The sequence below is a fragment of the Cryobacterium sp. SO1 genome (assembly GCF_004210215.2).
Lineage (GTDB): Bacteria > Actinomycetota > Actinomycetes > Actinomycetales > Microbacteriaceae > Cryobacterium.
Genome location: NZ_CP067394.1, coordinates 3,653,589 through 3,677,462 on the forward strand (window position 1 = coordinate 3,653,589; position 23,874 = coordinate 3,677,462).

20 protein-coding genes and 1 pseudogene are annotated in these 23,874 nt (G+C 69.5%); 9 read left to right on the top strand and 12 right to left on the bottom strand.

Annotated elements, in window-relative coordinates; translation table 11 throughout:
• Positions 1 to 26: 26 nt before the first annotated feature.
• Complete coding sequence (locus BJQ95_RS17405) at positions 27 to 689, bottom strand: response regulator transcription factor (RefSeq protein WP_130178365.1); 663 nt, start codon at positions 687 to 689, stop codon at positions 27 to 29.
• Between the two features lie 145 nt (positions 690 to 834).
• On the opposite strand from BJQ95_RS17405, the gene BJQ95_RS17410 reads away from it, so the two are divergent.
• Positions 835 to 1,113, top strand: a complete 279-nt coding sequence (locus tag BJQ95_RS17410; RefSeq protein ID WP_130178366.1) for a GlsB/YeaQ/YmgE family stress response membrane protein — start codon at positions 835 to 837, stop codon at positions 1,111 to 1,113.
• A 61-nt stretch (positions 1,114 to 1,174) separates the two neighbouring features.
• Here the strand turns inward: BJQ95_RS17410 and BJQ95_RS17415 are convergent, their stop codons facing one another.
• The 9 genes from BJQ95_RS17415 to BJQ95_RS17455 form a co-directional block, all read right to left on the bottom strand.
• A complete protein-coding gene (locus BJQ95_RS17415; RefSeq protein ID WP_130178367.1) occupies positions 1,175 to 2,674 on the bottom strand; it encodes a CoA-acylating methylmalonate-semialdehyde dehydrogenase in 1,500 nt (499 codons plus the stop codon).
• Between the two features lie 198 nt (positions 2,675 to 2,872).
• Positions 2,873 to 4,219 (bottom strand): aspartate aminotransferase family protein, encoded by a 1,347-nt coding sequence (locus tag BJQ95_RS17420; protein WP_205750168.1) that lies wholly within the window; start codon positions 4,217 to 4,219, stop codon positions 2,873 to 2,875.
• A gap of 95 nt (positions 4,220 to 4,314) precedes the next feature.
• Positions 4,315 to 5,466 carry an ABC transporter substrate-binding protein gene (locus BJQ95_RS17425; protein ID WP_130178368.1) on the bottom strand — a complete coding sequence of 384 codons (1,152 nt, stop codon included), beginning with the start codon at positions 5,464 to 5,466 and terminating at the stop codon, positions 4,315 to 4,317.
• Between the two features lie 58 nt (positions 5,467 to 5,524).
• Positions 5,525 to 6,355 carry an ABC transporter permease gene (locus BJQ95_RS17430; RefSeq protein WP_130178369.1) on the bottom strand — a complete coding sequence of 277 codons (831 nt, stop codon included), beginning with the start codon at positions 6,353 to 6,355 and terminating at the stop codon, positions 5,525 to 5,527.
• Positions 6,352 to 7,179 (bottom strand): ABC transporter ATP-binding protein, encoded by an 828-nt coding sequence (locus BJQ95_RS17435; protein WP_130178370.1) that lies wholly within the window; start codon positions 7,177 to 7,179, stop codon positions 6,352 to 6,354. Before BJQ95_RS17435 ends, BJQ95_RS17430 begins: the two co-directional genes overlap by 4 nt.
• Complete coding sequence (locus BJQ95_RS17440; RefSeq protein ID WP_205750167.1) at positions 7,176 to 8,120, bottom strand: ABC transporter permease; 945 nt, start codon at positions 8,118 to 8,120, stop codon at positions 7,176 to 7,178. The genes BJQ95_RS17435 and BJQ95_RS17440 overlap by 4 nt, the downstream gene beginning before the upstream one ends.
• Positions 8,117 to 9,151 carry a TIGR03842 family LLM class F420-dependent oxidoreductase gene (locus BJQ95_RS17445; RefSeq protein ID WP_130178371.1) on the bottom strand — a complete coding sequence of 345 codons (1,035 nt, stop codon included), beginning with the start codon at positions 9,149 to 9,151 and terminating at the stop codon, positions 8,117 to 8,119. The genes BJQ95_RS17440 and BJQ95_RS17445 overlap by 4 nt, the downstream gene beginning before the upstream one ends.
• Before the next feature lie 9 nt (positions 9,152 to 9,160).
• Positions 9,161 to 10,609 carry a dihydropyrimidinase gene (gene hydA, locus BJQ95_RS17450; protein WP_130178372.1) on the bottom strand — a complete coding sequence of 483 codons (1,449 nt, stop codon included), beginning with the start codon at positions 10,607 to 10,609 and terminating at the stop codon, positions 9,161 to 9,163.
• A 102-nt stretch (positions 10,610 to 10,711) separates the two neighbouring features.
• Entirely contained in the window at positions 10,712 to 11,590 is an 879-nt protein-coding gene (locus BJQ95_RS17455; protein WP_130178373.1) for a nitrilase-related carbon-nitrogen hydrolase, read from the bottom strand.
• 241 nt (positions 11,591 to 11,831) lie between these two features.
• Between BJQ95_RS17455 and BJQ95_RS17460 the strand changes: the two genes are divergently transcribed.
• The gene (locus BJQ95_RS17460; RefSeq protein ID WP_130178374.1) at positions 11,832 to 13,169 is read left to right on the top strand and encodes a PLP-dependent aminotransferase family protein; all 1,338 of its coding nucleotides are present in this window, start codon (positions 11,832 to 11,834) and stop codon (positions 13,167 to 13,169) included.
• A gap of 272 nt (positions 13,170 to 13,441) precedes the next feature.
• Positions 13,442 to 14,743 carry an FAD-binding oxidoreductase gene (locus tag BJQ95_RS17465; RefSeq protein ID WP_165384974.1) on the top strand — a complete coding sequence of 434 codons (1,302 nt, stop codon included), beginning with the start codon at positions 13,442 to 13,444 and terminating at the stop codon, positions 14,741 to 14,743.
• A 158-nt stretch (positions 14,744 to 14,901) separates the two neighbouring features.
• Here BJQ95_RS17465 and BJQ95_RS17470 read toward each other — a convergent pair whose 3' ends face one another.
• On the bottom strand, positions 14,902 to 16,074 hold the full coding sequence (locus BJQ95_RS17470) for an alpha-amylase family glycosyl hydrolase (RefSeq protein ID WP_370688399.1): 1,173 nt from the start codon (positions 16,072 to 16,074) through the stop codon (positions 14,902 to 14,904).
• A gap of 86 nt (positions 16,075 to 16,160) precedes the next feature.
• Positions 16,161 to 16,490 (bottom strand): annotated as a pseudogene (locus BJQ95_RS19600) (alpha-amylase family glycosyl hydrolase); the annotation flags it as partial.
• Between the two features lie 616 nt (positions 16,491 to 17,106).
• Here BJQ95_RS19600 and BJQ95_RS17475 point away from each other — a divergent pair.
• The 6 genes from BJQ95_RS17475 (at position 17,107) to BJQ95_RS17505 (ending at position 23,806) form a co-directional block, all read left to right on the top strand.
• On the top strand, positions 17,107 to 18,099 hold the full coding sequence (locus BJQ95_RS17475) for a putative F420-0 ABC transporter substrate-binding protein (protein ID WP_130178376.1): 993 nt from the start codon (positions 17,107 to 17,109) through the stop codon (positions 18,097 to 18,099).
• Positions 18,100 to 18,164: 65 nt separating this feature from the next.
• A complete protein-coding gene (locus tag BJQ95_RS17480; RefSeq protein ID WP_205750165.1) occupies positions 18,165 to 19,460 on the top strand; it encodes a putative F420-0 ABC transporter permease subunit in 1,296 nt (431 codons plus the stop codon).
• Positions 19,461 to 19,657: 197 nt separating this feature from the next.
• A complete protein-coding gene (locus tag BJQ95_RS17485) occupies positions 19,658 to 20,554 on the top strand; it encodes an ABC transporter ATP-binding protein (protein ID WP_240694818.1) in 897 nt (298 codons plus the stop codon).
• Positions 20,551 to 22,065, top strand: coding sequence for a 2-phospho-L-lactate transferase (gene cofD / locus BJQ95_RS17490; RefSeq protein ID WP_165384968.1), 1,515 nt, complete (start codon positions 20,551 to 20,553; stop codon positions 22,063 to 22,065). Before BJQ95_RS17485 ends, cofD begins: the two co-directional genes overlap by 4 nt.
• A 102-nt stretch (positions 22,066 to 22,167) precedes the next feature.
• A complete protein-coding gene (locus BJQ95_RS17500; protein ID WP_205750163.1) occupies positions 22,168 to 23,049 on the top strand; it encodes an alpha/beta fold hydrolase in 882 nt (293 codons plus the stop codon).
• Positions 23,033 to 23,806: a DUF4386 family protein gene (locus tag BJQ95_RS17505; RefSeq protein WP_165384969.1), complete on the top strand. Its 774-nt coding sequence runs from the start codon at positions 23,033 to 23,035 to the stop codon at positions 23,804 to 23,806. Before BJQ95_RS17500 ends, BJQ95_RS17505 begins: the two co-directional genes overlap by 17 nt.
• Positions 23,807 to 23,874: the final 68 nt, after the last annotated feature.

Here is a 23,874-nt window from a genome sequence, read left to right on the forward strand (position 1 = left end):
GCACCGGCGTAGCCGGTGTGGTTGATTCAGGGTCCGCCGAGCCAGCTGTCGATCCGGTGGTGATCGGGGGTGAATCCGTGGCCGACACCCCAGAGCACGGCCTGGGTTCGGCTCTCGGCCCCGATCTTGCCGTATACGCTGCGGATATAGGACTTGACGGTGTTGGGACTGAGGTAGGTGAGCGCCGCCACCTCGGCGTTGCTCTTGCCCTGCGTGATCAGGGCCAGGATCTCGGACTCGCGATCCGTGATTCCTTCGCGACGGCCGGGCCAGTCCAGTCCCGGCGCACTGCCCGCCCGCTTCGGCGGATCACTCACCACGATCTCGCCGGCGTGCACCGACTCCAGGGCAGCCACGAGGTCACGGGCCGGCAACGTCTTAGACAGGTATCCACTGACGCCCTGGTCGAGCGCCGCGCTGATCAGGTCGGGCTGGAAGTTCCAGGTGTACATGACCACGCGACCGGCGCGTGGGTTGCGGACGAGAGCCGAGAGCTCCGACAGATCGGATTCGGGCTGGGCGAAAGAGTCGTACATCACGATGTCGGTGCGGTCGGAGAGGGCCGCATTCGCGTCGATCTCCGCAACGACCACACGATCCCGGTAGTGATCGAACATGTGCGCCAGGCCCTTGAGCACGATGTCGTAGTCATCGACCAGAGCAACGGTAACGGGCTGTGACGGGGACATAGTAGGACGATACTGCCAGAGCAGACCGACCGACTACACCCCTAGGGGTGTACCGCCGCCTCTGTGCGGGTGTTTTGCTGTTCTCCGGCCGGTAACCACCGGCCGTACCGAACACTCAGCCTCATCTAACAGGAAGGAGACCACAATGCTTGGTCTCATCATCAGCCTCATCGTCGTCGGCATCATCGCCGGCGCCGTCGCCCGCCTCGTCGTGCCCGGCCGGCAGAACATCAGCATCCCGATGACCATCGTGCTGGGGATCATCGGGTCCTTCGTCGGCGGATTCCTCGGTTTCCTGATCTTCCAACACGACCCGATGGACGGCTTCTTCCAGCCGGCCGGCATCATCGGATCCATCATCGGCGCGATCGTCGTGCTGCTGGTCTACATCCGTGTCAGCGGCCGTCGTAGCGTCCGGAACTAGTCGGTTTCCCGGTGGCCGCCACCCGGCCGGCCACCGGGCCGAACGCACGCTGCGAGCGGACTTAGGTGTTCTGCGGGAAGCCCAGGTTGATGCCACCGTGGCTGGGGTCGAGCCAGCGCGCGGTGACGGCCTTCTCCCGGGTGTAGAAAGATATTCCCGCCGGGCCGTAGGCCTTCGCGTCGCCGAAGAGGGAGTCCTTCCAGCCGCCGAAGGAGTGGTACGCCACGGGCACCGGGATGGGCACGTTGATTCCGACCATGCCCACCTGCACCTCGTGCTGGAACCGGCGCGCGGCGCCGCCGTCGTTGGTGAAGATGGCGGTGCCGTTGCCGTACTTGCTGGCGTTGATCACGGCCACGCCGTCGGTGTAGCTGGCCACCCGCACGACGCTCAGCACCGGGCCGAAGATCTCGTCTGTGTAGACGGCGGAGTCCAGGCTGACCTTGTCGAACAGGGTGGGGCCGAGCCAGAAACCGGATGCCTCACCGTCGACCTCGATGCCGCGACCATCGATCACGACCTCCGCGCCATCCGCGTGGGCGATGTCGATGTAGCCGGCGACCTTGTCACGGTGCGCCTCGGTGATCAGCGGGCCCATGTCACAGCCGCGCATGCCGTCGCCCACCGTCAGTCCCTTCACGCGCTCGGCGATCTTGGCGATCAGCTCGTCGGCGACGGGCTCCACGGCCACGATCACGCTGATGGCCATGCAGCGCTCCCCCGCCGAACCGAAGCCGGCGTTGACCGCGGCGTCCGCAGCCAGGTCGAGGTCGGCATCCGGCAGCACCAGCATGTGGTTCTTAGCGCCGCCGAGGGCCTGCACGCGCTTGCCGTGGTGCGCGGCGGTCTCGTAGATGTACTTGGCGATCGGGGTGGACCCGACGAAGGAGATGGCCTGGACGTCGGGGTTGACCAGCAGGGCGTCGACGGCCTCCTTGTCACCGTGCACGACGTTGAGCACGCCGTCGGGCAGGCCGGCCTCGGTGAACAGGGCGGCGAGCCAGTTCGCGGCGGACGGGTCCTTCTCGCTGGGCTTGAGCACAACGGTGTTACCGGCGGCGATGGCGAGGGGGAAGAACCAGAGCGGCACCATCGCCGGGAAGTTGAACGGGCTGATGATGCCCACCACGCCGAGCGGCTGCCGGAGGGTGTAGACGTCGACGCCGGTGGAGACGTTCTCGGAGAACTCGCCTTTGGCCAGGTGCGGCAGGCCGAGCGCGAACTCGACCACCTCGAGGCCGCGGGCGATCTCGCCCAGGGCATCGGAGGTGACCTTGCCGTGTTCGTTGGTGAGGATGTCGGCGAGCTCGCCCTTGCGGGCGTTGAGCAACTCGCGGAAGGCGAACATGACGCCCTGGCGTTTGGCGATGGACGCGTCACGCCAGGCGGGGTAAGCGGCCTGGGCCGAGGCGACAACGGTGTCGACGTCGGCGGCGGAAGCCAGGGACACCAGGCGCTGCACTCGGCCGGTGGCCGGGTTGTAGACGGGGGCGGTGCGGATGGATGCGCCGGCGCCGGGGGCGCCGTCGATCCAGTGGGTGAGGACGGGAAGGTCGGTCATGTCAGTCGATTCTGTTGGGGGTGAGAGGACGTGCGCGGGTCGCGACCATCCCGTCGGTCGAGCTTGTCGAGACCTCGTGGGCCGTCCTCTGAACGCAGGCGTGGTCGCGGGGTCTACTTCGACAAGCTCAGCACGGCGTCGACAAGCTCGACCAGCGATCGGTGCGGTGTCGAGATCGTTGTGCGGGTTTCGACAAGCTCAACCAGCGAGACCGAGGTCGAGGGAGAGAACCTCGTCGTAGATGGCGAGGGCCTCGGCCACCTCGGAGTCGGTGACGACGCAGGGCGGCACCACGTGGATGCGGTTGTCCATGATGAACGGGAGCAGGTTGCGGGCCAGCAGTTCGGTCTTTATGCGGGCCATCACGGCCGGCGGCACGGGTTCCCGCGTCTCCCGGTCGGCGACGAGCTCGATCGCCCAGAAGACTCCCTCGCCGCGCACCTCCCCGATGATGGGGTGCTTGCTCTGGAGCGCCGCCAACCCCGGGCCGATGGCCTCGGTGCCGATCCTGGCGGCGTTCTCCACGATGCCCTCGTCCGCCATGGCGTCCAGCGCCGCCACGATCGAGGCCATCGCCAGCGGATGCCCGCTGTAGGTGAGTCCGCCGGGGAATACTGTCGTGTCAAAGTCGGCGGCGATGGCGTCGGAGATGATGACACCGCCCACCGGCACGTACCCGGAGTTGACGCCCTTGGCGAAGGTGATCAGGTCGGGCACTATGCCGGCGCCCTCGAACGCGAACCAGCGGCCGGTGCGGCCGAAACCCGCCATCACCTCGTCGAGGATCAGCATGATGCCAAAGCGGTCGCAGAGCTCCCGCACCCCGGCGAGGTAGCCAGGCGGGGGCATCAGCACCCCGGCCGTGCCGGGGATCGACTCGAGCAGCACGGCCGCGATCGATGCGGGGCCCTCGCTCTGGATGACCCGCTCGAGGTGGCGCAGCGCCCGCTCGGTCTCCTGCTCGGGCGTCGTGGCCCAGAACTCGGATCGGTAGAGATAGGGGCCGAAGAAGTGCACGTGGCCGCGGGCGAACTCGTTGGGGATCCGGCGCCAGTCGCCGGTTGCGACGATGGCCGCGCCGGTGTTGCCGTGGTACGAGCGGTAGGTGGAGAGCACGGTGTCGCGCCCGGTGTGCAGGCGGGCCATCCGGATGGCGTTCTCGTTGGCATCCGCACCGCCGTTGGTGAAGAAGACCTTGGTGAAACCGGCGGGGGCCCGGTCGACGATGCGTTTGGCGGCCTCGCCGCGGGCCAGGTTGGCCGTGGACGGGGCGATGGTGGTGAGCAGCTGAGCTTGGTCGATGATGGCCTTGATCACGGCCGGATGCTGGTGGCCGATGTTGACGTTGACCAGCTGGCTGGAGAAGTCCAGATAGCTGCGGCCGTCGTGGTCCCAGACCCGGCAGCCCAGGCCGCCGGCGATGACGAGCGACTTCAGGGCGCCCTGCGCGGACCAGGAGTGGAAGACGTGGGCCTTGTCGAGCTGGGTGGTGAGTTCGTTCAGCCCGAGCTCGGTGTTGGTGGATGTGCCGGTGCCGGTATCGATGTCGGTCACGATGCTTGTTCCTTCGTTTCTGCCCCGCACGGGCGGGGCGGTGGTGCCCGTGCGGCGGGGTGCGCCGCCGCCCGGTCTGGATTGTTCTACTCGCCGCCCTCCTTGAGGGTGACATCGATCGGAGCCCAGTCGGCGCCCATGACGTCGACTCCCTCCGCGGTGAGTTCATCCAGGGCCTTCTGCACGTACTCGTTGGAGTACGCGGTTTCGGGAGGGTCTGTGGTGATGATGGTGCCACCGGTTTCGTTTTTCGTGTTCATCGCGATGTCGACGGTGTTGGCCCAGGCGGCCTCGTCGATCAGGCCCACACCGTTCGTGGACGGGAAGATCAGCCTGCTGACCTCGTTGGTCATCCACAGCTGGTGTCCGGCGGGGAGGGCGGATCCGGCGTCGGCCACGATGGTTGCGGCGTCTTCGGGGTTCTCGGCGGCGTAGATCCAGCCCTTGATCGAAGCCTTGATGAACTTCACCGTCTGGTCGGCGTAGGCCTCGTCGTCGGCGAGCTTGTCGGTGTTGGCCCAGATCGCGTCCTGGAGCATCGCGGTGCCCTCGTCGTTCCAGTCGATGACGTCGAGCTCATCGGGCTGGTAGAGCTCGCCGGTGTCGGGGTTGATGGTCTCGAGCACCTGCGCGTACTCGTTGTAGGTCATGGCCTGGGCCGCGTCGATGTCGCCGGCCAGGAACGCGTTCATGTCGAAGGCCTGCTGCACGAGGCTGATGTCGCCGACCTCCACGCCCGCCTTCTGCATCCCGGCGAAGAGCTCCCACTCGTTGCCGTAACCCCAGCTGCCCACGTTCTTGCCGGCCAGGTCGGCCGGGCCGGTGATGTTCTTGTCCTTGAACGAGATCTGGGTGGTGGCGCTGCGTTCGAAGATCTGCGCCACGTCGGTGATGTTGGCGCCCTGCTCGATGGAGCCGAGCACCTTGGGCACCCAGGAGATGGCGTAGTCCACGTCACCGGAGGCGAGCACGTCCTGAGGCACGATGTCGGCGCCGCCCTCTTCGATGGTGACGTCGAGGCCCTCGTCTTCGTAGTACCCCTGGGCGACCGCCGCGTAGTAGCCGGCGAACTGAGCCTGAGCCACCCACTGCAACTGCAGGGTGACGGGCGTGAGATCTGCGCTGGAGGAGTCATCGGACGGTGCGGTGTCGCTGGAGGCGCTGCATCCGGAGAGGACGAGCGCGCCGGCCGCGGCGAAGACGCCGGCCGTCGTGAGCCATCGAGTGCTGTGTTTCATGGGTTCCTCCTTTTGGGTACTGCTGCGGGGTGCTGCGGGATGCTGTGGTGCGGGGATGTTAGGCAAGTGGAGCGCGGCGGCTGACCAGTTTCTCGAGGCCGAGAGCTGCGCAATAGAAGAAGAGTCCGAGAATGATGGAGCCGAGCACATAGGCCCAGGCCAGGCCGTAATTGCTGCTGGACGCGGCCGAGGTGATCGATTTGCCCAGGCCGCCGACCGGACCGCCGAAGTACTCGGCGATGAGGGCGGAGATCACGGCGAGCGATGACGCTATGCGGAGACCCGTGAACACGAACGGCACCGCGGTGGGCAGGGTGACGGTCTTGGTGGCCTGCCAGCTCGACGCGGCGTAGGAGCGCATCAGGTCGCGGTGCACCGGACGCACCATGCGCAGGCCCTTGAGAGTGTTGAAGTACACCGGAACGAACACGGCCAGGGCGGCCACGAGCTGGCGGGCGGTCTCGGCGTTGGCGCCGAACATCGTGTAGAGCACGGGCGCCAGCGCCACGATGGGCACCACCGCGAAGGCCGCCACGACGGGCGCGGCCATCTCGTCGAACACCCGAACCAGGGCCGACAGGATGGCTAGCAACACACCGACGATCGCGCCGAGCACCAGCCCGATCAGGGCGTTGCGGCCCGTGACGACCATGCCATTCACCACGTTCTGCAGGTTGGCGGTGAACTGCTCGCCGATCGCGAACGGGCCCGGCAGGATGAAGGGCTTGATCGCCAGCACGGTCACCAGGCCCTGCCAGAGCAGGATCGCGGCCGAGCCGAGCAGCACCGGCGGCAGCACGGTGCGGCCCAGGCCGGAGCGGGCGGCTCCCTGGCGTGCCGGCCCGGCGGCGGCCGGAGCCGCCACGCTGGTGCTCGCCCCGGTGCTCATCGTGTCTCGACCCCACGCGCGCCGGTGGGAGTGGCGCCGTGCAGCAGCTCGCGCACCTGGGAGACCGAGTGGAAGAACTCCTCGTCTTCGCGCAAGTTCTCGCCGCGGTCGCTCATGCGGCCGAGGTTGACGCTGAGCACATCGCGGATTCGGCCGGGCCGCGGCGACATCACCACCACCCGGTTGGAGAGGAACACCGCCTCGGGGATGGAGTGGGTGACAAAGACCACGGCGGCGCTGGTCTCGGCGCAGATGCGCACGAGTTCGTTCTGCATGCGCTCCCGGGTCATCTCGTCGAGGGCGCCGAACGGTTCGTCCATCAAGAGCAGGCTCGGGCTCTCGGCCAGCGACCGGGCGATCGCCACCCGCTGCTGCATGCCGCCGGAGAGCTGGTCGGGGTAGTGCCCGGCGAAGTCACTCAGGCCCACAAGCTCGATCAGTTCCGCGGCGCGCTCGCGGCGGGCGGCCTTGCCGGTGCCGTGCAGTTCGAGGGGCAGCTCGATGTTGCCGGTCACCGTGCGCCAGGGCAGCAGGCCCGCCTGCTGGAACGCGATGCCGTAGTCCTGGTCGATGCGGGCCTGCCTGGCGCTCTTGCCGAACACCTCGATCGAGCCGTCGGTGGGGGTGTCGAGGTCGGCGATGAGCCGCAGCAGGGTGCTCTTGCCGCAGCCGGAGGGCCCGATCAGCGAGACGAATTCACCGGGGGCGACGGTGAGGCTCACCGCATCCAGGGCCGTGACGGAAGCGCCCTTGCGACCGGCGAAGACGCGGCTGACGGTCTTCACCTGAACGGCGTGCTGTACCGGTAGTGCTGCCGTGCTCATGCGGCCACCTCTCCCCTGCGGAATCGACGTAGGAACAGTGAGATCAGGCCGACGAAGCCAGCGGCCACGAGTCCCACCAGCACCGACCCGAAGATGGGGGCCCAGGGCTTGCCCGGGTCGCTGCCTGCGGCGCCGGCGTATTCGACGATGAGCCGGCCGATGCCGCCTCGGAGGCCGATGGACACCTCGGCGACGACGCTGCCGATCACGGCGCTGGCCGCGGCGAGGCGGAGGGCGGGCAGCAGATAGCCCACGCTCGCCGGCAACCGCAGTCGCCAGAGCGTCTTCCACCAGCCCACCGCATAGCAGTGCATGAGGTCCACGTGGTTGGCGTCGGGCGAGCCAAGGCCCTTGAGGGCGCCGATCGAGACCGGGAAGAACGCGAGGTAAGAGGCGATCAGCGCCACCGACATCCAGTTCTCCCAGCTGAACGCGCCGAACTCGATCTGCGCGCCCCAGCGTCGCACGAGAGGGGCGAGGGCGATCAGCGGCACGGTCTGGCTGAGGATGATCCAGGGCAGGATGGCCGATTCGGCGAGCGTGAAGCGCTGCATGAGCAGGGCTAGGGCGAGTCCCACGGTGACGCCCACGAGCCAACCGACCGCGGCGATGCCGAGGGTGAACAGGGACGCCTCGAGCACGGCACGCCACATCGGCACCGCGCTGGCGCTGCCGGTGACGGGCTCGAGGATGCGTTCGAGCATCACCCAGAGGTGCGGCATGGCCATCTCGCTAGCCCGCGGCAGCACGGTCAGACCGCCGACGATCACGCCGTCGGCGGGCCCGAGAAAGATGTACAGCTCCCAGAGCACCGCGAGGGCGAGCACACCGAGCGCGCCCACCAGGATGCGCCGCGGCATCCCCTGGCCGAGCCAGGACCGGCTGCGCGCCGCAGTGGTCGCCCTCGCCGGGGCGGTGCTGACGGAGCCGGTCTGGGTCATGCCTTGGCCGTGATGTGGTCGGCGAGGGCGGGGATGACGGTTTCGCCGTAGACCCGCAGCGTCTCCTCTTTGTTGTCGTGCTGCAGGTAGCCGGCGAACTGGTCGACGCCGAGCTCCTTGAGCGCCTTGAGTTTCTCGATGTGCGCCTCGGCGGGGCCGAGCAGGCAGAACCTGTCGACGATCTCGTCGGGCACGAAGTCGGTGTGGGTGTTGCCGGCGCGGCCGTGCTCGTTGTAGTCGTAGCCCTCGCGGCCCTTGATGTAGTCGGTGAGGGCCTTCGGCACCGCGCCGGTCCCTGAGCCTGTCGATGGGTCGCCGTATTTGGCGACGATGTCGGCGACGTGGTTGCCGACCATGCCGCCGAACCAGCGGTTCTGGTCGCGCATGTGCTGCCAATCGTCGCCGATGTGCATGGGCGCGGCGACGCAGAACTTGATCGCGTCGGGGTCGCGGCCCACGTTTTTGGCGGCGGTGCGCACCGTCGTGATCATCCATTCCGCCACGTCGAGGTCGGCCATCTGCAAAATGAAACCGTCACCGACTTCGCCGGTGAGCTTGAGCGCGAGCGGGCCGTAGGCGGCCACCCAGACGTCGAGGGTCGAGCCCCGGCTCCAGGGGAACTGCAGGGTGGCGCCGTTGTATTCGACGGACCGGGAGTTGGCGAGTTCACGGATGACGTGGATCGATTCCCGGAGGGTCTTGAGCGTGCTGGGCCGGCCGTTGGTGACCCGCACCGCGGAGTCGCCGCGGCCGATGCCGCAGATGGTGCGGTTGCCGTACATCTCGTTGAGGGTGGCGTAGGTCGAGGCCGTTACGGTCCAGTCCCGGGTGGCCGGGTTGGTGACCATGGGCCCCACGATCACCTTGCGGGTACGGCTAAGGATCCTGCTGTATATCACATAGGGTTCCTGCCAGAGCAGGTGCGAGTCGAAGGTCCACACGTGGCTGAAGCCGTGGTTCTCGGCCAACACCGCCAGCTGCACGGTGCGCGCCGAGGGCGGGTTGGTCTGGAGTACTGCGCCGAAGTCCATGGTGTCCGCCTAGATCAGGTACTGGCTGATGCCGCGTTTGATGTACGTGCCATCACCCTTGGCGCCGAGGTACTGGTTGTCATCGATGACGACCTTGCCGCGGGAGAGCACGGTGTCGACGTGGCCGTCGATCTCGAAGCCCTCGTAGGCGGAGTAGTCCATGTTCATGTGGTGGGTCTTGACCCTCCCCGTTTCAGGTATCCCGATGGAGGTGTGGCCCTGCGGGTCGTAGATCACCACGTCTCCGTCGGCACCGGGCTGGATGACGCCCTTCTGGCCGTACATGCCGAACATGCGCGCGGGGGTGGTGGAGGTGACCTCCACCCAGCGCTCGAGGGAGATCTGCTTGTCGACCACACCCTGGTAGAGGAGGTCCATCCGGTGTTCGACCGAGCCGATGCCGTTAGGGATCTTGGAGAAGTCGGTCAGGCCCATATCTTTCTGGCCCTTCATGCAGAACGGGCAGTGGTCGGTGGAGACCATCTGGATGTCGTTCGTGCGCAGGCTCTGCCACATGTGGTGCTGGTGGCCCTCGGCCTTGGAGCGCAAAGGGGTGGAGCACACCCACTTGGCGCCCTCGAAGCTGCCCCACTCGTCGCTCTGGGCGCCGAGCTGGTCCTCCAGCGAGAGATAGAGGTACTGCGGGCAGGTCTCGCCGAACACGTTCTGGCCGCGGTCACGGGCCACGGCGATCTGCTCGACGGCCTGTTTGGCGCTCACGTGCACCACGTAGAGCGGGGCGCCGGTGAGGTTCGCGAGCATGATCGCCCGGTGGGTGGCTTCCTCCTCGGCCTGCCACGGCCGGGTGAGGCCGTGATTGTACGGGGAGGTGTTGCCGGCGGCGATGGCCTGCTGCACGAGCAGGTCGATGACGCTGCCGTTCTCGGCGTGCATCATGATCATGCTGCCGTTGCTGGATGCCTTCTGCATGGCCTTGACGATCTGGCCGTCGTCGGAGAGGAACACACCCTTGTAGGCCATGAACAGCTTGAAGCTGGAGACGCCCTCGGTGACGAGCTCGTCCATCGCGACGAGGGAGGAGTCCTGCACGTCGGAGAGGATCTGGTGGAAGCCGTAGTCGATGGCGCACTCGCCGCGGGCCTTCTCCTGCCACAGGTGGTACTGGTCGAGCACGTTCTCGCCGGCGTACTGCACGACGAAGTCGACGATGCTCGTGGTGCCGCCCCAGGCCGCGGCCCGGGTGCCGGTTTCGAAGGTGTCGCTGGCCTCGGTGCCGCCGAACGGCATCTGCATGTGGGTGTGCGCGTCGATGCCGCCGGGGATCACGTACTTGCCGGCGGCGTCGATCACGGTGTCGACGTTCCGCTCGATGTCGAAGCCGAGCAGGGTGGAGCCGGGGGCGAGCACCGCGGCGATGGTGTCGCCGTCGATCAGCACATCCGCGGTGGCCGTGCCCGTGGAATTGACCACAGTGCCATTCTTGATCAGGGTCTTCATCTGGGTTCTCCTGTTCGTTGCTCGTCTACGGGTCGCACCACGCCGTTGGTCGAGCTTGTCGAGACCTGGTTACGAGGTCTCGACAAGCTCGACCAGCGATCGCTACGGCTTGGGGATCGAGGTGTAGGACTCCGGGCGGCGGTCCCGGTAGAACTGCCAGTTGTTGCGCACCCGGCGGATCATGCCGAGGTCGAGGTCGCGGATCACGACCTCCTCGTCGACGCCGCTGCCCAGCTCGCCCACGTAGTTGCCCTGCGGGTCGACGAACTGGCTGGTGCCGTAGAACGTGACGGCGAGGTCGCCGTACTCGTTGTCCTCCCGGCCCACCCGGTTGGGTGCGGCCACGAAGTATCCGTTCGCGGCGGCCGCGGCCGGCTGCTCGATCTCCCAGAGCCGGTTCGAGAGCCCCGGCTTGGTGGCGTTGGGGTTGAAGACGATCTGCGCGCCGTTCAGGCCCAGCTCCCGCCAGCCCTCGGGGAAGTGCCGGTCGTAGCAGATGTAGACGCCGATCGGTCCGACGGCGGTGTTGAAGACGGGGTAGCCGAGGTTGCCGGGGCGGAAGTAGAACTTCTCCCAGAACTTGTCGAGGTGGGGGATGTGGTGCTTGCGATACTTGCCGAGAATCGTGCCATCGGCATCCACCACCACAGCGGTGTTGTAGTACACACCGGGCTGTTCTTCTTCGTAGATGGGGAGAACCATGACCAGGTTCAGTTCCTTGGCCAGCTTGGCGAACCGCTGCACGATCGGGCCGTCGGCCGGCTCCGCGTAGTCGTAATACTTGGCGTCTTCGGTGATGCCGAAGTAGGGTCCGTAGAACAGCTCCTGGAAGCAGATCACCTGGGCGCCCGCCGCGGCCGCATCGCGGGCGAACTTCTCGTGCTTGTCGAGCATCGAGTCGATATCCCCCGTCCATGTGGTCTGGGTGATCGCCGCTCGCACGATGTTGGCTGTGCCGGTGCTGGTCGGGTCGGTGCTCATACTCTTGCCTCCACTGGGTCTCACACGGTGGAACCTCGTCAGCAGGAGGAGCAAGACATCGCATCATCTGCGAGTCGTAGGGGAAAAAGCCTGTCGAGATCGAGCCACATCACGGTGTCCGGTTTTGTTATTATTCGACGTAAACATTTCTGTTCTGTTTCTTCATATGACGCATGCGTAAATCATCATCCTGTCGGCCGGAAGGCCCGCTGGCAAGCATTCGGCCAGGAAGGCGTGAGCGATGCAGCTGTATCTCGACGAGATCGAGCACAGTACTCCTGTTGGGATCGCCGCGGCGCTGGGGCGTCTGATCAGTTCGGGCCGGCTCGCTCCCGGCGAGCGCCTGCCCACCGTGCGGAACCTCGCGGGCCTCCTCGGGGTGAGCCCCGCAACGATCAGCCACGCCTGGCAGGCGCTCTCAGCGGCCGGCCTGATCGTCTCCCGGGGCCGCAGCGGCACCTTCGTGCGGGAACCGGCCCGGCAGTGGCTGCCGGCCAGGGCCCAATCGTTGGCCGGCCACGTCAGCGACGCCCGCATCGACCTGTCCCGCGGCACCCCCGATCCGCTGCTGCTGCCGGCGCTCGGCCCCGCGCTGTCGAGGGTGTCGCAACGGGCGATGACGCCGAGCTACCAGGCGCTGCCGGTGATTCCCGAGCTGCTCACCGTGCTCGCCGAGTCCTGGCCGTACCGGTGCGAGTCGGTCACAGTGGTCGACGGCGCCCTCGACGCCGTCTCCCGCAGCCTCGAGCAGGTGGCCAGGTTCGGTGACCGGGTCATCGTCGAGGACCCCGGTTTTCCAGCGTTCTTCGACCTTCTCGACCAGATGGGCATCGAGCGACTGCCCGTGACCGTGGATGCCGAGGGCATCGTGCCCGACGCGTTCCAGGCGGCGCTGTCCCTGTCACCGGCCGCAATCATCCTGCAGCCGCGCGCGCACAACCCCACCGGGGCGTCGATGTCGGCCGAGCGCGCCGCCCTGCTGGCCCGGCTGCTGGGCGCCAGCAGCCGGGCCGCGCACACCGTGGTGATCGAGGACGACCACTCCGGGGCGATCAGCACCTCCCCCGACGTGTCCCTCGGCCGTTGGCTGCCCGAGCGGGTGCTGCACGTGCGCAGCTACTCCAAGTCGCACGGGCCCGACCTGCGCATCGCCGCGCTCGGCGGGCCGGCCGTGCTGGTAGACCGGATCGTGGCACGGCGGATGCTCGGGCCCGGTTGGACCAGCCGGATGCTGCAGACCATCCTGTACGAGCTGCTCACCGACGGGGCCAGCATGGCGCAGGTCAACGAAGCCCGGCACGTGTACTTCGCCCGGCAGAAGGCGCTGGCGGATGCCCTCACCGGGTTCGGCCTGCCCGTGGCCCGCGCCGACGGCATCAACGCCTGGGTGCCGGTGGCCGACGAACGCGACGCCATCGTGCGGCTGGCGGCGTCGGGCATCCGGGTGGCCGGCGGCAGCCCGTTTCTCGCGGTTGACCGGCCGGAGTCGTTCATCCGGGTGACCGCCGGGGCGCTGCCCGATGACGTGTTCCCGATCGCCCGGGCGATCGCGGCGGCGGCCGGGACACTCGGCGGCTGAGTGGCAGGCCCGGGCATCCGTGCATGAAAGCGGACCGGGCATCCGTGCACAAAGGCGGAGAAGTTCGCAAAACGCCGCCTCGAGCGGCCGGTTGTCGCGGCGTGTGGCGAGAAAATCCGCCCTTACCGCGTCCCCTGTGGCGCGGGCGCCGGCGGGGGTCGCGGGCAACACTGCCGAGGGGCATGCTGGGCAGAGACAACGACTCACCAGTGCGGTCCGGCGAATGCGCGCCGGGGACGATCGACGCCGCACACGACAGGTGCGGAGGAATCATGATCGACGGCTTTGCGGGCACGATTCTGTTGCCCGATTCGGACGAATACCTGTTGGCGGCCACGGCCTACGGGAAAGTCGGCCGGCCGGTGCTGGCGGCCCGACCGACCGATGCGGCCGATGTCGCGGCGGCGATCGCCTATGCAAGGGCCCAGGGCCTGGTGTTGTCGGTGCGGAGCGGCGGGCACAGTCCGCTGAACACCAACGACGGCGGAATGGTGCTCGACCTGTCCCGCATCCGTGACGTCGAGGTACAGGACAGCAACCGGGTTCGCCTGGGCAGCGGCGCAACCTGGGGCGGTGTGGCCCAGGGGCTGCTCCACTACGACCTGGCGGTCTCCAGCGGCGACACCTACACGGTGGGCGTCGGCGGTCTCACCCTGGGCGGTGGAATCGGCTGGCTGGTTCGGCAGCATGGCCTGGCGATCGACAGCCTGCTCGAGGCCGAGGTGGTGCTCTCCAGTGGCACCATCGTGACTGCCAACACAACCAGTGAGCCGGAGTTGTTCTGGGCGCTGCGCGGCGGCGGCGGCAACTTCGGTGTCGTGACGAGGTTCACCTTCCAGGCGCACCCGCTGCGGGGGGTGGTCTTCGGCACCATCAACGTGCGCCCGGGGCTGCTCGCCGAGACGCTGCGCGGCTGGCGGGACGTGATGCGCGCCTCGCCGGAGAAGCTCAACTCGACGGTGTTCTCGATTCCCGAGTTCGGCCCGGAGATGCCCGCGGCGACGAAGGTGCTGGTCTGTTACGGCAGCGCCGATCAGGACGAGGCCATGGCGGCCATCCGGCCCCTGCTCGCCCTGCCGGGAGTGACCGGAAACGACCTGGAACTCAAACTCTTCGTGGAGATCTTCGACGAACCATCCGCCCCGCCCGGGTCGATCCGGATCGTCGACCGCAACGGCTTCGCCCGCGACCTCGACGACACGCTCATCGACCGGGTCACCACCGCGAACGCCGCGCTCGATTCGGCGGTGCTGATGGTGCGCTACCTGCGAGGGGCATTGAACCGGGTGCCCGCTGACGCCACGGCATTCCCCCACCGCGATGTGGAGGCCTTCCTGATGTCGGCGGCGTTCCTGCCGCCGGACGCCCCCGACGAGGCCGAGCGGCGCATCATGGACAACTGGTTGCCCGTGGCCGAGGGATTGACGGGGACCTACGGTAACTTCAACCTGCGCGCGTATCCCGACGTGCTCGACCGGATGTATCCGCCGGCCACCATGGAAAGGCTGCGGGCGGCCAAGCGTCGTTACGACCCCGAGAACGTGTTTGCCCACAACCTCAACATCACGCCCTGAGCCCGTGCCGAGGTCGCGGGCCGGGTGCACGAGGGCATTCTTGGTGTCGACGGTGACCCGGTCAGTGCCCGGTGGGGCGGCATGGGCGGTGGGCGGGGTAGGCGCCGCTATGCGGGTGGCGCGCCACCCGCACAACGGCGCCTGACCCGCGTGGCGCGTCAGGCCCCGCGCAAGACCCACGCCGCGGCGTCGGCCGGGAGCCTGCCATCCGGTAGCAGCGGCGCCGAACTGCAGAGCAGCCGGCCCGCCGGCAGCCGCACCGGGCCGTCGCCCATCGCCACCGCGACGGTGACGCCACCCTCGCGCTCGCAGAGCACCAGGCCGTCACCCTCCAGCCGCCATCGCGTCGATTCGCTGGCCTGGAACACCCCCGAGGCCAGGAGTTCGGCCCGCAGATCGATGGCGGCGGTGAATGCCGAATACGCCGACCCCTCGGCGGCCTGCTGGGCGTCGATGCTCCAGGCGCCCCAGCCCTCCGGAGCCGGCAGCCAGGCCGGCTGTGCACCATCGGGGGAGAAACCGTGGTTGCCTGCCACACCGGATGTCCAGGGCAGCGGGATGCGCGCACCGTCCCGGCTGACCCCGCCCCGGCTCCACATCGGGTCCACCCGGGTCTCAACGGGCACGTCCACCTCGGGCAGGCCGAGTTCCTGGCCCTGGTAGACATACATCGCCCCGGGCAGGCCGAGCAGGGCCAGCAGCGCGGCCCTGGCCCGGGCGGTACCGCGCTCGCCGCCGCCGAACCGGGTCACGGTGCGCACCAGATCGTGGTTCTCCAACGCCCAGCTGGGGTCGCCGCCGTACTCACGACGGGCCTCCTCGAGTTGCCGGCCCACCGCCACCCACTCCGCGGGCTGCCAGCCGAGGCGGGCGAACGCGAAGGCGAAGGTCTGGTGCAACTCGTCGGGCCGGGTGTACCGGCCGGCGCGATCGGGCTCGAGGTTGACCTCACCCACGAGCAGCCGCGGCGGGTCGTACTCGTCGGCGATCCGGCGCCAGCGGCGGTACACCTCGTGGACGGGTTCCTGGTCCATGGCCATCGGGTTGGACCGCAGGCCGTCGATCACCGTCGGCACTGTCGCCGCGTCCGGCAGCCCGTCGGCCTTGAACAGGCCGTGCGCCACGTCCACCCGGATGCCGTCCACCCCGCGGTCGAACCAGAACCGCAGCACATCGTCGAAGTAGTCGGCCACCCTGGGGTTCTGCCAGTTCCAGTCGGGTTGCGCTGACGAGAACAGGTGCAGGTACCACTGCCGGTCGCCTTCGGAGCCGGGGTGCGCCCGGTCCCAGACGCTGCCGCCGAAGACGCTGATCCAGTTGTTGGGCGGGATGAGCCCGCGGCATCCGGACCGTCGGCGAAGTGGAAGATCGCCCGGGCCGCCGAGCCGGGCGCGGACCCGTGGGCCGCCTGGAAGAGCACATTCTGGGTGCTGGTGTGGTTGGGCACGAGGTCGACGAGCAGGCGCATGCCGAGGGCGTGCGCATCCGCGAGCAGGGCGTCGAAGCCGGCCAGGGTGCCGAACAGCGGGTCGACGTCGCAGTAGTCGCTGATGTCGTAGCCCTGGTCGACCTGGGGCGAGGTCTGGAACGGGGTGAGCCAGATTCCCTGCACCCCGAGGGAGGCGATGTACTGCAGCCGCTGGCGGAGCCCGGCCAGGTCGCCGACGCCGTCGCCGTCGGCATCCGCGAACGAACGCGGGTAGACCTCGTAGATGACCGCGGTCTGCCACCAGGCGGCGCCGGTCACTTGTTCGCCCCCGAGGTGAGCTGGCCGCAATCGTTTGCGTTGTTCCTTCGATTGAGGCTAGGCAAGGGAAGGTGGGCAGCGCAAACGTTTTCGAAACAGGGTGGGTCTGGGGCTCAGGAGGTGCGCGGGGTAGGCGCCGTTGCGCGGGTGGCGCGCCGCCCGCATAGCGGCGCGTAGCCCGCGTAGCGGCGAAGTAGGCGGTGCGCGGGGCCAGCGCCGGTGCGCGGGGCCAGCGCCGGTGCGCGGGGCCACGCCGGTGCGCGGGGCCAGCGCCGTTGTGCGGGGTAGGCGCCGGTGCGCGGGTGGCGCGCCAGCCGCATAGCGGCGCGTCGCCCGCGTAGCTGCGCTGCAGCGCGGGCGCGGGCATCCGCCCCGAACACGATGGGTTTAGGCTGGATGTGACCCCCGGTTCGATCTGACCGGTTGCGCTGGCCCGGATTTGGGCGGCAGGTCGGGGCTTTGCCTTGAGTACGACCCCCACTTCGTTCGAGCCCTGCTCCGACGTGTTCGCCCGCGGTGCCGGCCGGCGTCGGTGTCGCCCGCGACACCGTGTTGTCGATTGGTCGCCCGCGACCGCACCGTCGGATACCCGGCTCCCGCCCCTCAGATTGGTCCCATGAAGACTCGCTACCTCCCCGTCGCCGCCGCGGCGGCCGTGCTGCTGCTCGCCGGCTGCGCCTCCGGCACGCCCGCCGCCGTTCCGGCCCCCACGCCGTCGACCGGCATGCCGAACGCCTTCCCGGTGTCGTTGACGAACTGCGACACCACGTTCACCCTCGCGGCCGCTCCGGAGCGCATCGTCACGATCAAGTCGACCACCACCGAGCTGCTGCTGGCGCTCGGACTCGGCGGGCGCATCGTCGGCTCCGCGTTCCTCGACGGCCCGCTGCCGTCATCCCTGGCGGACGCCGGCGCGGATCTCAATGTGATCAGCGACTTCGTGCCCGGCCAGGAGGCCGTGCTTGCCCTCACCCCGGACTTCGTCTACGGCGGCTGGGAGTCGAACTTCTCGGCAGAGGGCGTGGGGGACAGAAGCGCGCTCGCCGGCCTGGGCATCGGCAGTTACGTGTCACCGGCCGCGTGCAAGGGCGACGCGATGCCCGACCCTCTCACCTTCGACACCGTGTTCGACGAGATCGATGAGGCCGGCCTGGTGTTCGGCGTGCCGGATGCCGCCGACGCGCTCGTCGCCGAGCAGGAGGCGGCTCTGGCCGCGCTTGATCCCGCCACCGGCGACACCACCGCGCTCTGGTACTCCAGCGGCACGGATACCCCGTATGTGGGCGCCGGCATCGGCTCGCCGCAGATGATCATGGATGCCGCCGGCCTGACGAACATCTTCGCCGACGTGCAGGACACCTGGACCTCGGCCGGCTGGGAGTCTGTCGTGGAGGCGAACCCGAGCGTCATCGTGCTCGTGGATGCGACCTGGAACACCGCCGAGTCCAAGATCGCCAACCTGAAAGCCAACGCCGCGACCGCCGGACTGGACGCCGTGCTGAACGAGCGCTACATCGTGGTGCCGTTCGCGGCCACCGAGGCGGGAATCCGCAACGTGGAGGCCGCCGGGTCGATCATCGACCAGCTCGCCGCCCTCGAGGCCAAGTAGAGCAGGACACCCCTCCCGACCCGCCCACAACCCACCGGCAGCTGAACCGACCCGAAGGACCACGAATGAGCGTCACCCCGAGCACCCAGGGCCGCGGCACCGACGCGCCCGGTGCGACGGTGCCTGGCGTTGCCGCGCGGCCCGGCGGGGCGGCGGCGGGATCGGGCGCGGGCTCCGGCGGGGCAGCGGCCGGATCGGGCGCCGGCTCCGGATCGGGCCCCGGCGGGGCGGCGGCGGGCTCGGCATCGGGCGCGGGCTCCGGCGGGTCGGCGTCGGCGGCGGCGGCGGTGTCGGCGCCGGAGCCGGTCGCGGCATCCGCTCGGGCGAGGCGCGGCGGGCCGGGGCTGTACCTGCTCTGGCTGGTCGCGGCCGTCTCTGCCCTGGTGCTCGGCAGCGCTGTGGCCGTGACGATCGGACCGGCCGACGTGAGCCTGCCGCAGGTCTGGGCCAGCGTGGTCGGCCACCTCGGCCTGCCCGCACTCGCCGGCGACACCGTGCTGCCGCCGCTGACCGACGCGATCGTCTGGCAGCTGCGGATGCCGCGGGTGCTCACCGCCGCCGCCGTGGGAGCCGGCCTCGCACTCAGCGGCGCGGTGATGCAGAGCGTCACCCGCAACCCGCTCGCCGACCCCTACCTGCTCGGCCTGTCCTCCGGCGCATCGCTCGGCGCGGTCTGCGTGGTCATCCTCGGCATCGGCTTCGCCCTGCCGGCGGCCGCGTTCGCCGGGGCCCTGATCGCCCTGTTCGCCACCCTCAACATCGCCCGCGTCGGCGGCAGCATCACCCCCGGCCGGGCCGTGCTGGCCGGGCTGGCGATCGCCCAGCTCGGCTCGGCCGGCACCTCGTTCATCATCTTCTGGGCCGCCAAGGGCGACTCGTACCGGGAGATCCTCAACTGGCTGCTCGGCTCCCTGGCCGGCAGCTCGTGGAGCACCGTGCTGATCTCCTCGGTCGCGCTGGTCCTGGTGGGCAGCGGCATCCTGCTCGCTGCCAGCCGGCTGGATGCTTTCACCTTCGGCGACACCAACGCCGCGTCGTTGGGCATCAACGTCAACGCCACCCGGTGGGGCTTCCTGGTGGCGGTCGCGCTGCTCACCGGCGCAATGGTGGCGGTGAGCGGGGCGATCGGCTTCGTCGGGCTGATTCTGCCGCACGTGGTACGCGGGCTCAGCGGGCCGGGGCACCGCCGGCTGCTGCCGCTCGTCGCGGTGGTCGGGGCGCTGTTCCTGGTGTTGGCCGACACCCTCGCCCGCACCGTCTTCGACCCGCGCGAACTGCCGGTGGGCATCATCACGGCGTTCATCGGGGTGCCCGTGTTCATCCTGCTGATCAAGCGCAAGCGAAGCGCGGCCTGGGCATGATTGCCCCCGCTGGAGCCCCCAGCTCGCGAGAAGGCACTTCAGGCCAGTCCCGCAGCGCCTCACTGACCCCAACTGCCCTCTCGGCAGACCCCACCACACGAGAAGACACTTCGGGGCAGTCCCCCAGCGCACAACTGACCTCAACTGCCCTCTCGACGGCGCGGGGCGACGCACCAGCGGCAAGCACTGCGGGCGTAGTGCTCGACGGGGTGTCGCTCAGCATCGAGGGCACCAGCATCCTGCGGGATGTCTCAGCGACCCTGCCGCCGGGCACCGTCACCGGGCTGCTCGGGCCCAACGGCGCGGGCAAGTCCAGCCTGTTGCGCATCATCGCGGGCATCGACCGCGCGGATGCCGGCAGCGTCACCCTTGACGGCGCGGTCGTGGGGCAGCTGCGCCGGCGTGAGGCCGCCCGGCGCATCGCCCTGCTCGAGCAGAACGTCGCCCCCAGCGTGGACCTGTCGGTGCGGGAGGTCGTACTGCTCGGCCGCATCCCGCATCGCAGCCGGATGCTGGGCAGCTTCGGCGGCGAGGACGACCTGGGCGTGGCCACCGAGGCGCTGGGGATGGTGGGCGCCGGCGACCTGATCGACCGGCGCTGGCATACCCTCAGCGGCGGGCAGCAGCAGCGGGTGCAGATCGCCCGCGCGCTGGCCCAGCGGCCGAGCCTGCTGCTGCTGGATGAACCGACCAACCACCTCGACGTGAGCGCGCAACTCTCGCTACTGCACCAGGTGCGCGGCCTCCGACTCACCTCGGTGCTCGCGCTGCACGACCTCAACCTCGCGGCCGCGTACTGTGACCGCATCGTGCTGCTGCAGGATGGTCGGGTGGCCGCGTTCGGCACGCCTGCCGAGGTGCTGCGCCCCGAGATCATCCAGGCGGTCTACGGTGTCGACTGCGACATCGTGCCGCACCCCCGCACCGGTCGCCCGGTGATCGTGTTCTCCGGGCCCGACGAGCAGCCCGGCCCGCACGCGCGCGCCGCATCCGCCCCGCCCGCCTCGCGAGATGCCGCTTCCGACCCCCCGGACATCCGGCAGACGGCAGCAACTGGCAATTCACGGCACCGCACGATTGAAGGAACCCCATGACCCGCGTCACAGTTCTCGCCGGCGGCGTCGGCGGCGCCCGGTTCACCCGCGGATTGCTGCAGCACCTGGCGTTTGAGGACGCTCGACGTGCGGCGAATGTCTCCTTCGGCGGCGCGGAAGGGGCACTTTCCGGCAACTCGGCGACCGGGCAGGCCAGCGAGGTCACCGTGATCGTCAACACCGGCGACGACATGTGGCTGGACGGGCTGCGCATCTGCCCCGACCTCGACACCGTGATGTACACCCTCGGCGGCGGCATCAGCGAGGAGCAGGGCTGGGGGCGGCCCGATGAGTCCCGGCGCACCTCCACCGAGATCGCCGCATACGGCCGGGGCTGGTCGTGGTTCACCCTCGGCGACCTCGACCTGGCCACCCACATCGTGCGCACCGACCTGCTTCGGAACGGCGCGACGCTCAGCGCCGCCACCGAGTTCCTCTGCCACCGCTGGCAGCCCGGCGCCCGGTTGCTGCCGATGAGCGACCAGTTCGTGGAGACCCACGTGCGGCTGGCCGCCGACGCCGACGAGCACCGCGCCGGCGACCTCATCCACTTCGAAGAGTGGTGGGTGCGCTACCGCGCCACCCTGCCGGTCACCGAGTTCGTGCAGGTGGGCCTGGCCGACGCCGTCGCGGCTCCCGGCGTGATCGACGCCATCCTCACCGCCGACCTGGTGATCCTGCCGCCGTCGAACCCCGTCGTGTCGGTCGGCACGATCCTGTCGATCCCGGGCATCCGCGAGGCCCTGCGCGCCACCCCGGCCCGGGTGGTGGGGATCGCGCCGATCATCGCCGGCGCCGCGGTGCGCGGCATGGCCGACGCCTGCCTGAGCACGATCGGCGTGGAGACCACCGCCCTCGCGGTGGGGCTGCACTACGGCTTCCGCCGGCAGGGCGGCGTGCTCGACGCCTGGCTGGTCGACGAGACGGATGCCGCGGCCCTGCCCGCGCTGGCGGCCGCCGGCATCCGCGCCGCCGCCGTGCCGCTCTGGATGACCGACGTGGGCGCCACGGCCCGGATCGCGGCCGAGGCGTTGAAGATCGGTGCCGGGCCGTTCGAGACGACCACGTCGGCGGCGGCCCCGGTGGCGCCCTCTGATCTGCCGGTCGCGGAGTTCGGCTACCCCGGCCCGCTGCGCGACCGCCTGGTCGCCGCCATCCTGGCCGGGTCGAAGACCTCGACCACCTCGTTGCTCGTCGAGTACGGGATCGAGAACGACCCGCTGCCCACGGTCGGCAGCCGGCAGGTGCTGATCGACTCCGCCGAACGGCCGGTGGCGATCATCGAAACCACCGACGTGCGGGTGGTGCGCCTCGGCGCCGTCGATCTCGACCATGCCCGCGACGAGGGCGAGGGTTTCGACTCGGTGGCGGCCTGGCGGGCCGGTCACGAAGGGTTCTGGCACGGCGCCGAGACCCGCGAGGTCCTCGGCGACCCGGTCTTCACCGTCACCGACGACACCGAGGTCGTGCTCGAACGACTGCGGTTGATCGCGGTGCTGCCCAGCGCCTGACCGGGAGCGGCCCCGCACTGCCGGGAAAGACCCGGCCGCGCTACTCTCGGCTACGTTCCGAGCGCCGCGCGCCGACCTGCCCCCGAGCGAAGGGCCACTCTCATGTCTCCAGCTGCTCCGCCGCCGCCCCGCGTCTACGGCACCTGGCCGGGCGGGATGCCGTTCCTGGCGGTCGGCTCCGGCCCACCGCTGGTGTTCCTACCGGGCATCACGCCCAACCATTACCTGCCCACCGGCGCCGACCGGCGGCGCCAGACCCGGCAGCTGCTGCCGTATGCCGGGTCGCGCCGGGTCTGGTGGGTGAACCGACGCCCTGGCCTCGACCCCGCCGCCACGATGGCCGACATCGCCGACGACTACGCCAACGCGATGCTGCGCCGCTTCGACGAGCCCGTCGACGTGATCGGGGAGTCCACCGGCGGCAGCGTGGCGCTGCAGCTGGCCGCGGACCATCCGGCCGTGGTGAAGCGGCTCGTCATCGTTTCGGCGGCATACCGGCTCGGCGAGGAGGGCCGGGAGACCCAGCTGAACGTCGCCGACGACGTGCTCGACGGCCGCCCGCGTGCCGCCGGGTCCGAGCTGATGCGGATGACCGGCGCGGGTGCCGGGTCAAAACGCCTGCTGGCGGTGCTGGGCTGGCTGTTCGGCACCGCCTACTTCGCCCGCGCCACGGCCGATCTGATGACCACCATCCGGGCCGAGGACGGCTTCGACCTGCTCACCCGGCTGGACGACATCGTCGCGCCGACCCTGGTGGTCGGCGGCGAGCGGGATGCGTTCTACTCCCCCGAGCTGTTCCGGCAGACCGCGGCGGGCATTCCCCGCGGGCGCCTGGCCCTCTACCCGGGCAGAGGGCATCTGAGCACCACCGTCGACCCGCGGTTCCTGCCCGATGTGCTCTCCTTCCTCGACCCGCCCGACAGCGCCGGCTCGCCGCCCGGACATCTCGAGCCGGGCGCCGACCGTGATGACGTCACGCGCTGAGCAGGCCTCGCCGACCGCAGCACGAGCGGCGGCGGCCTGGCACGGCTCCTGGCATCCGCTCTACAGGGTGGGCGGCGTGGCCGCGCTGCTCTACGTGGTGGTGCTGCTCACCGCGGTGGTGCTCGATACTCTGGCGCCACCACCGGTGACGGGCAGCCTGGACACGCTGGTGTTCATCGCCGACCATCGGGTGCTCTACACCGCAGGGCAGATTCTGTGGATCCTGCCCGGCTATTTGGCGGTGCTGGTCTACGTCGCCGTCGGCATCGCCCTGGCGCCGGTCGGCCGCAGTTGGGCGCTGCTGGCCGGTCTGCTCGGCGCCATGCCCCCTGCGCTCTCGCTGGCGATCCCGGTCTCCACCCGCGGCTCGCTGATTCTGGTGCCCCTGAGCGACCGGTACGCGAGCGCGCCGGCCGAGGAACAGCCGGGCATCGTGGCCGCCGCCGAGGCCGTGATCGCGGAGAACACCACGGTGACCTTCACCGGACCGCTCTGGATGATCGGGCTGCTGGTGACCGCGCTGGTGATGACCCGTGGGGTGTTCCCGCGTCCGCTCGGCTGGCTCGGCGTGGCCGTCGGCGTGCTCGGGCTCGCCGCGGAAGTGCTGCGGTTCGTTCTGCCCGGCCTCTACCTGGCTGCGCTGCTGCAGTGGGTGTGGGTGGTCTGGACGGGGATCGTGCTGCTCCGGCTCGGCGCCCGCGGCGAGTCCGGTGCCGGAAGCGGGCGTACGGCGGGTGCGTCTGCGTACAGTGGGTGACATCCGACCCCAACGAGGTGAGCAAGTGCGCGAATCCCGCAGTGCAGGTCAGCAGCACGGTGCAGGTC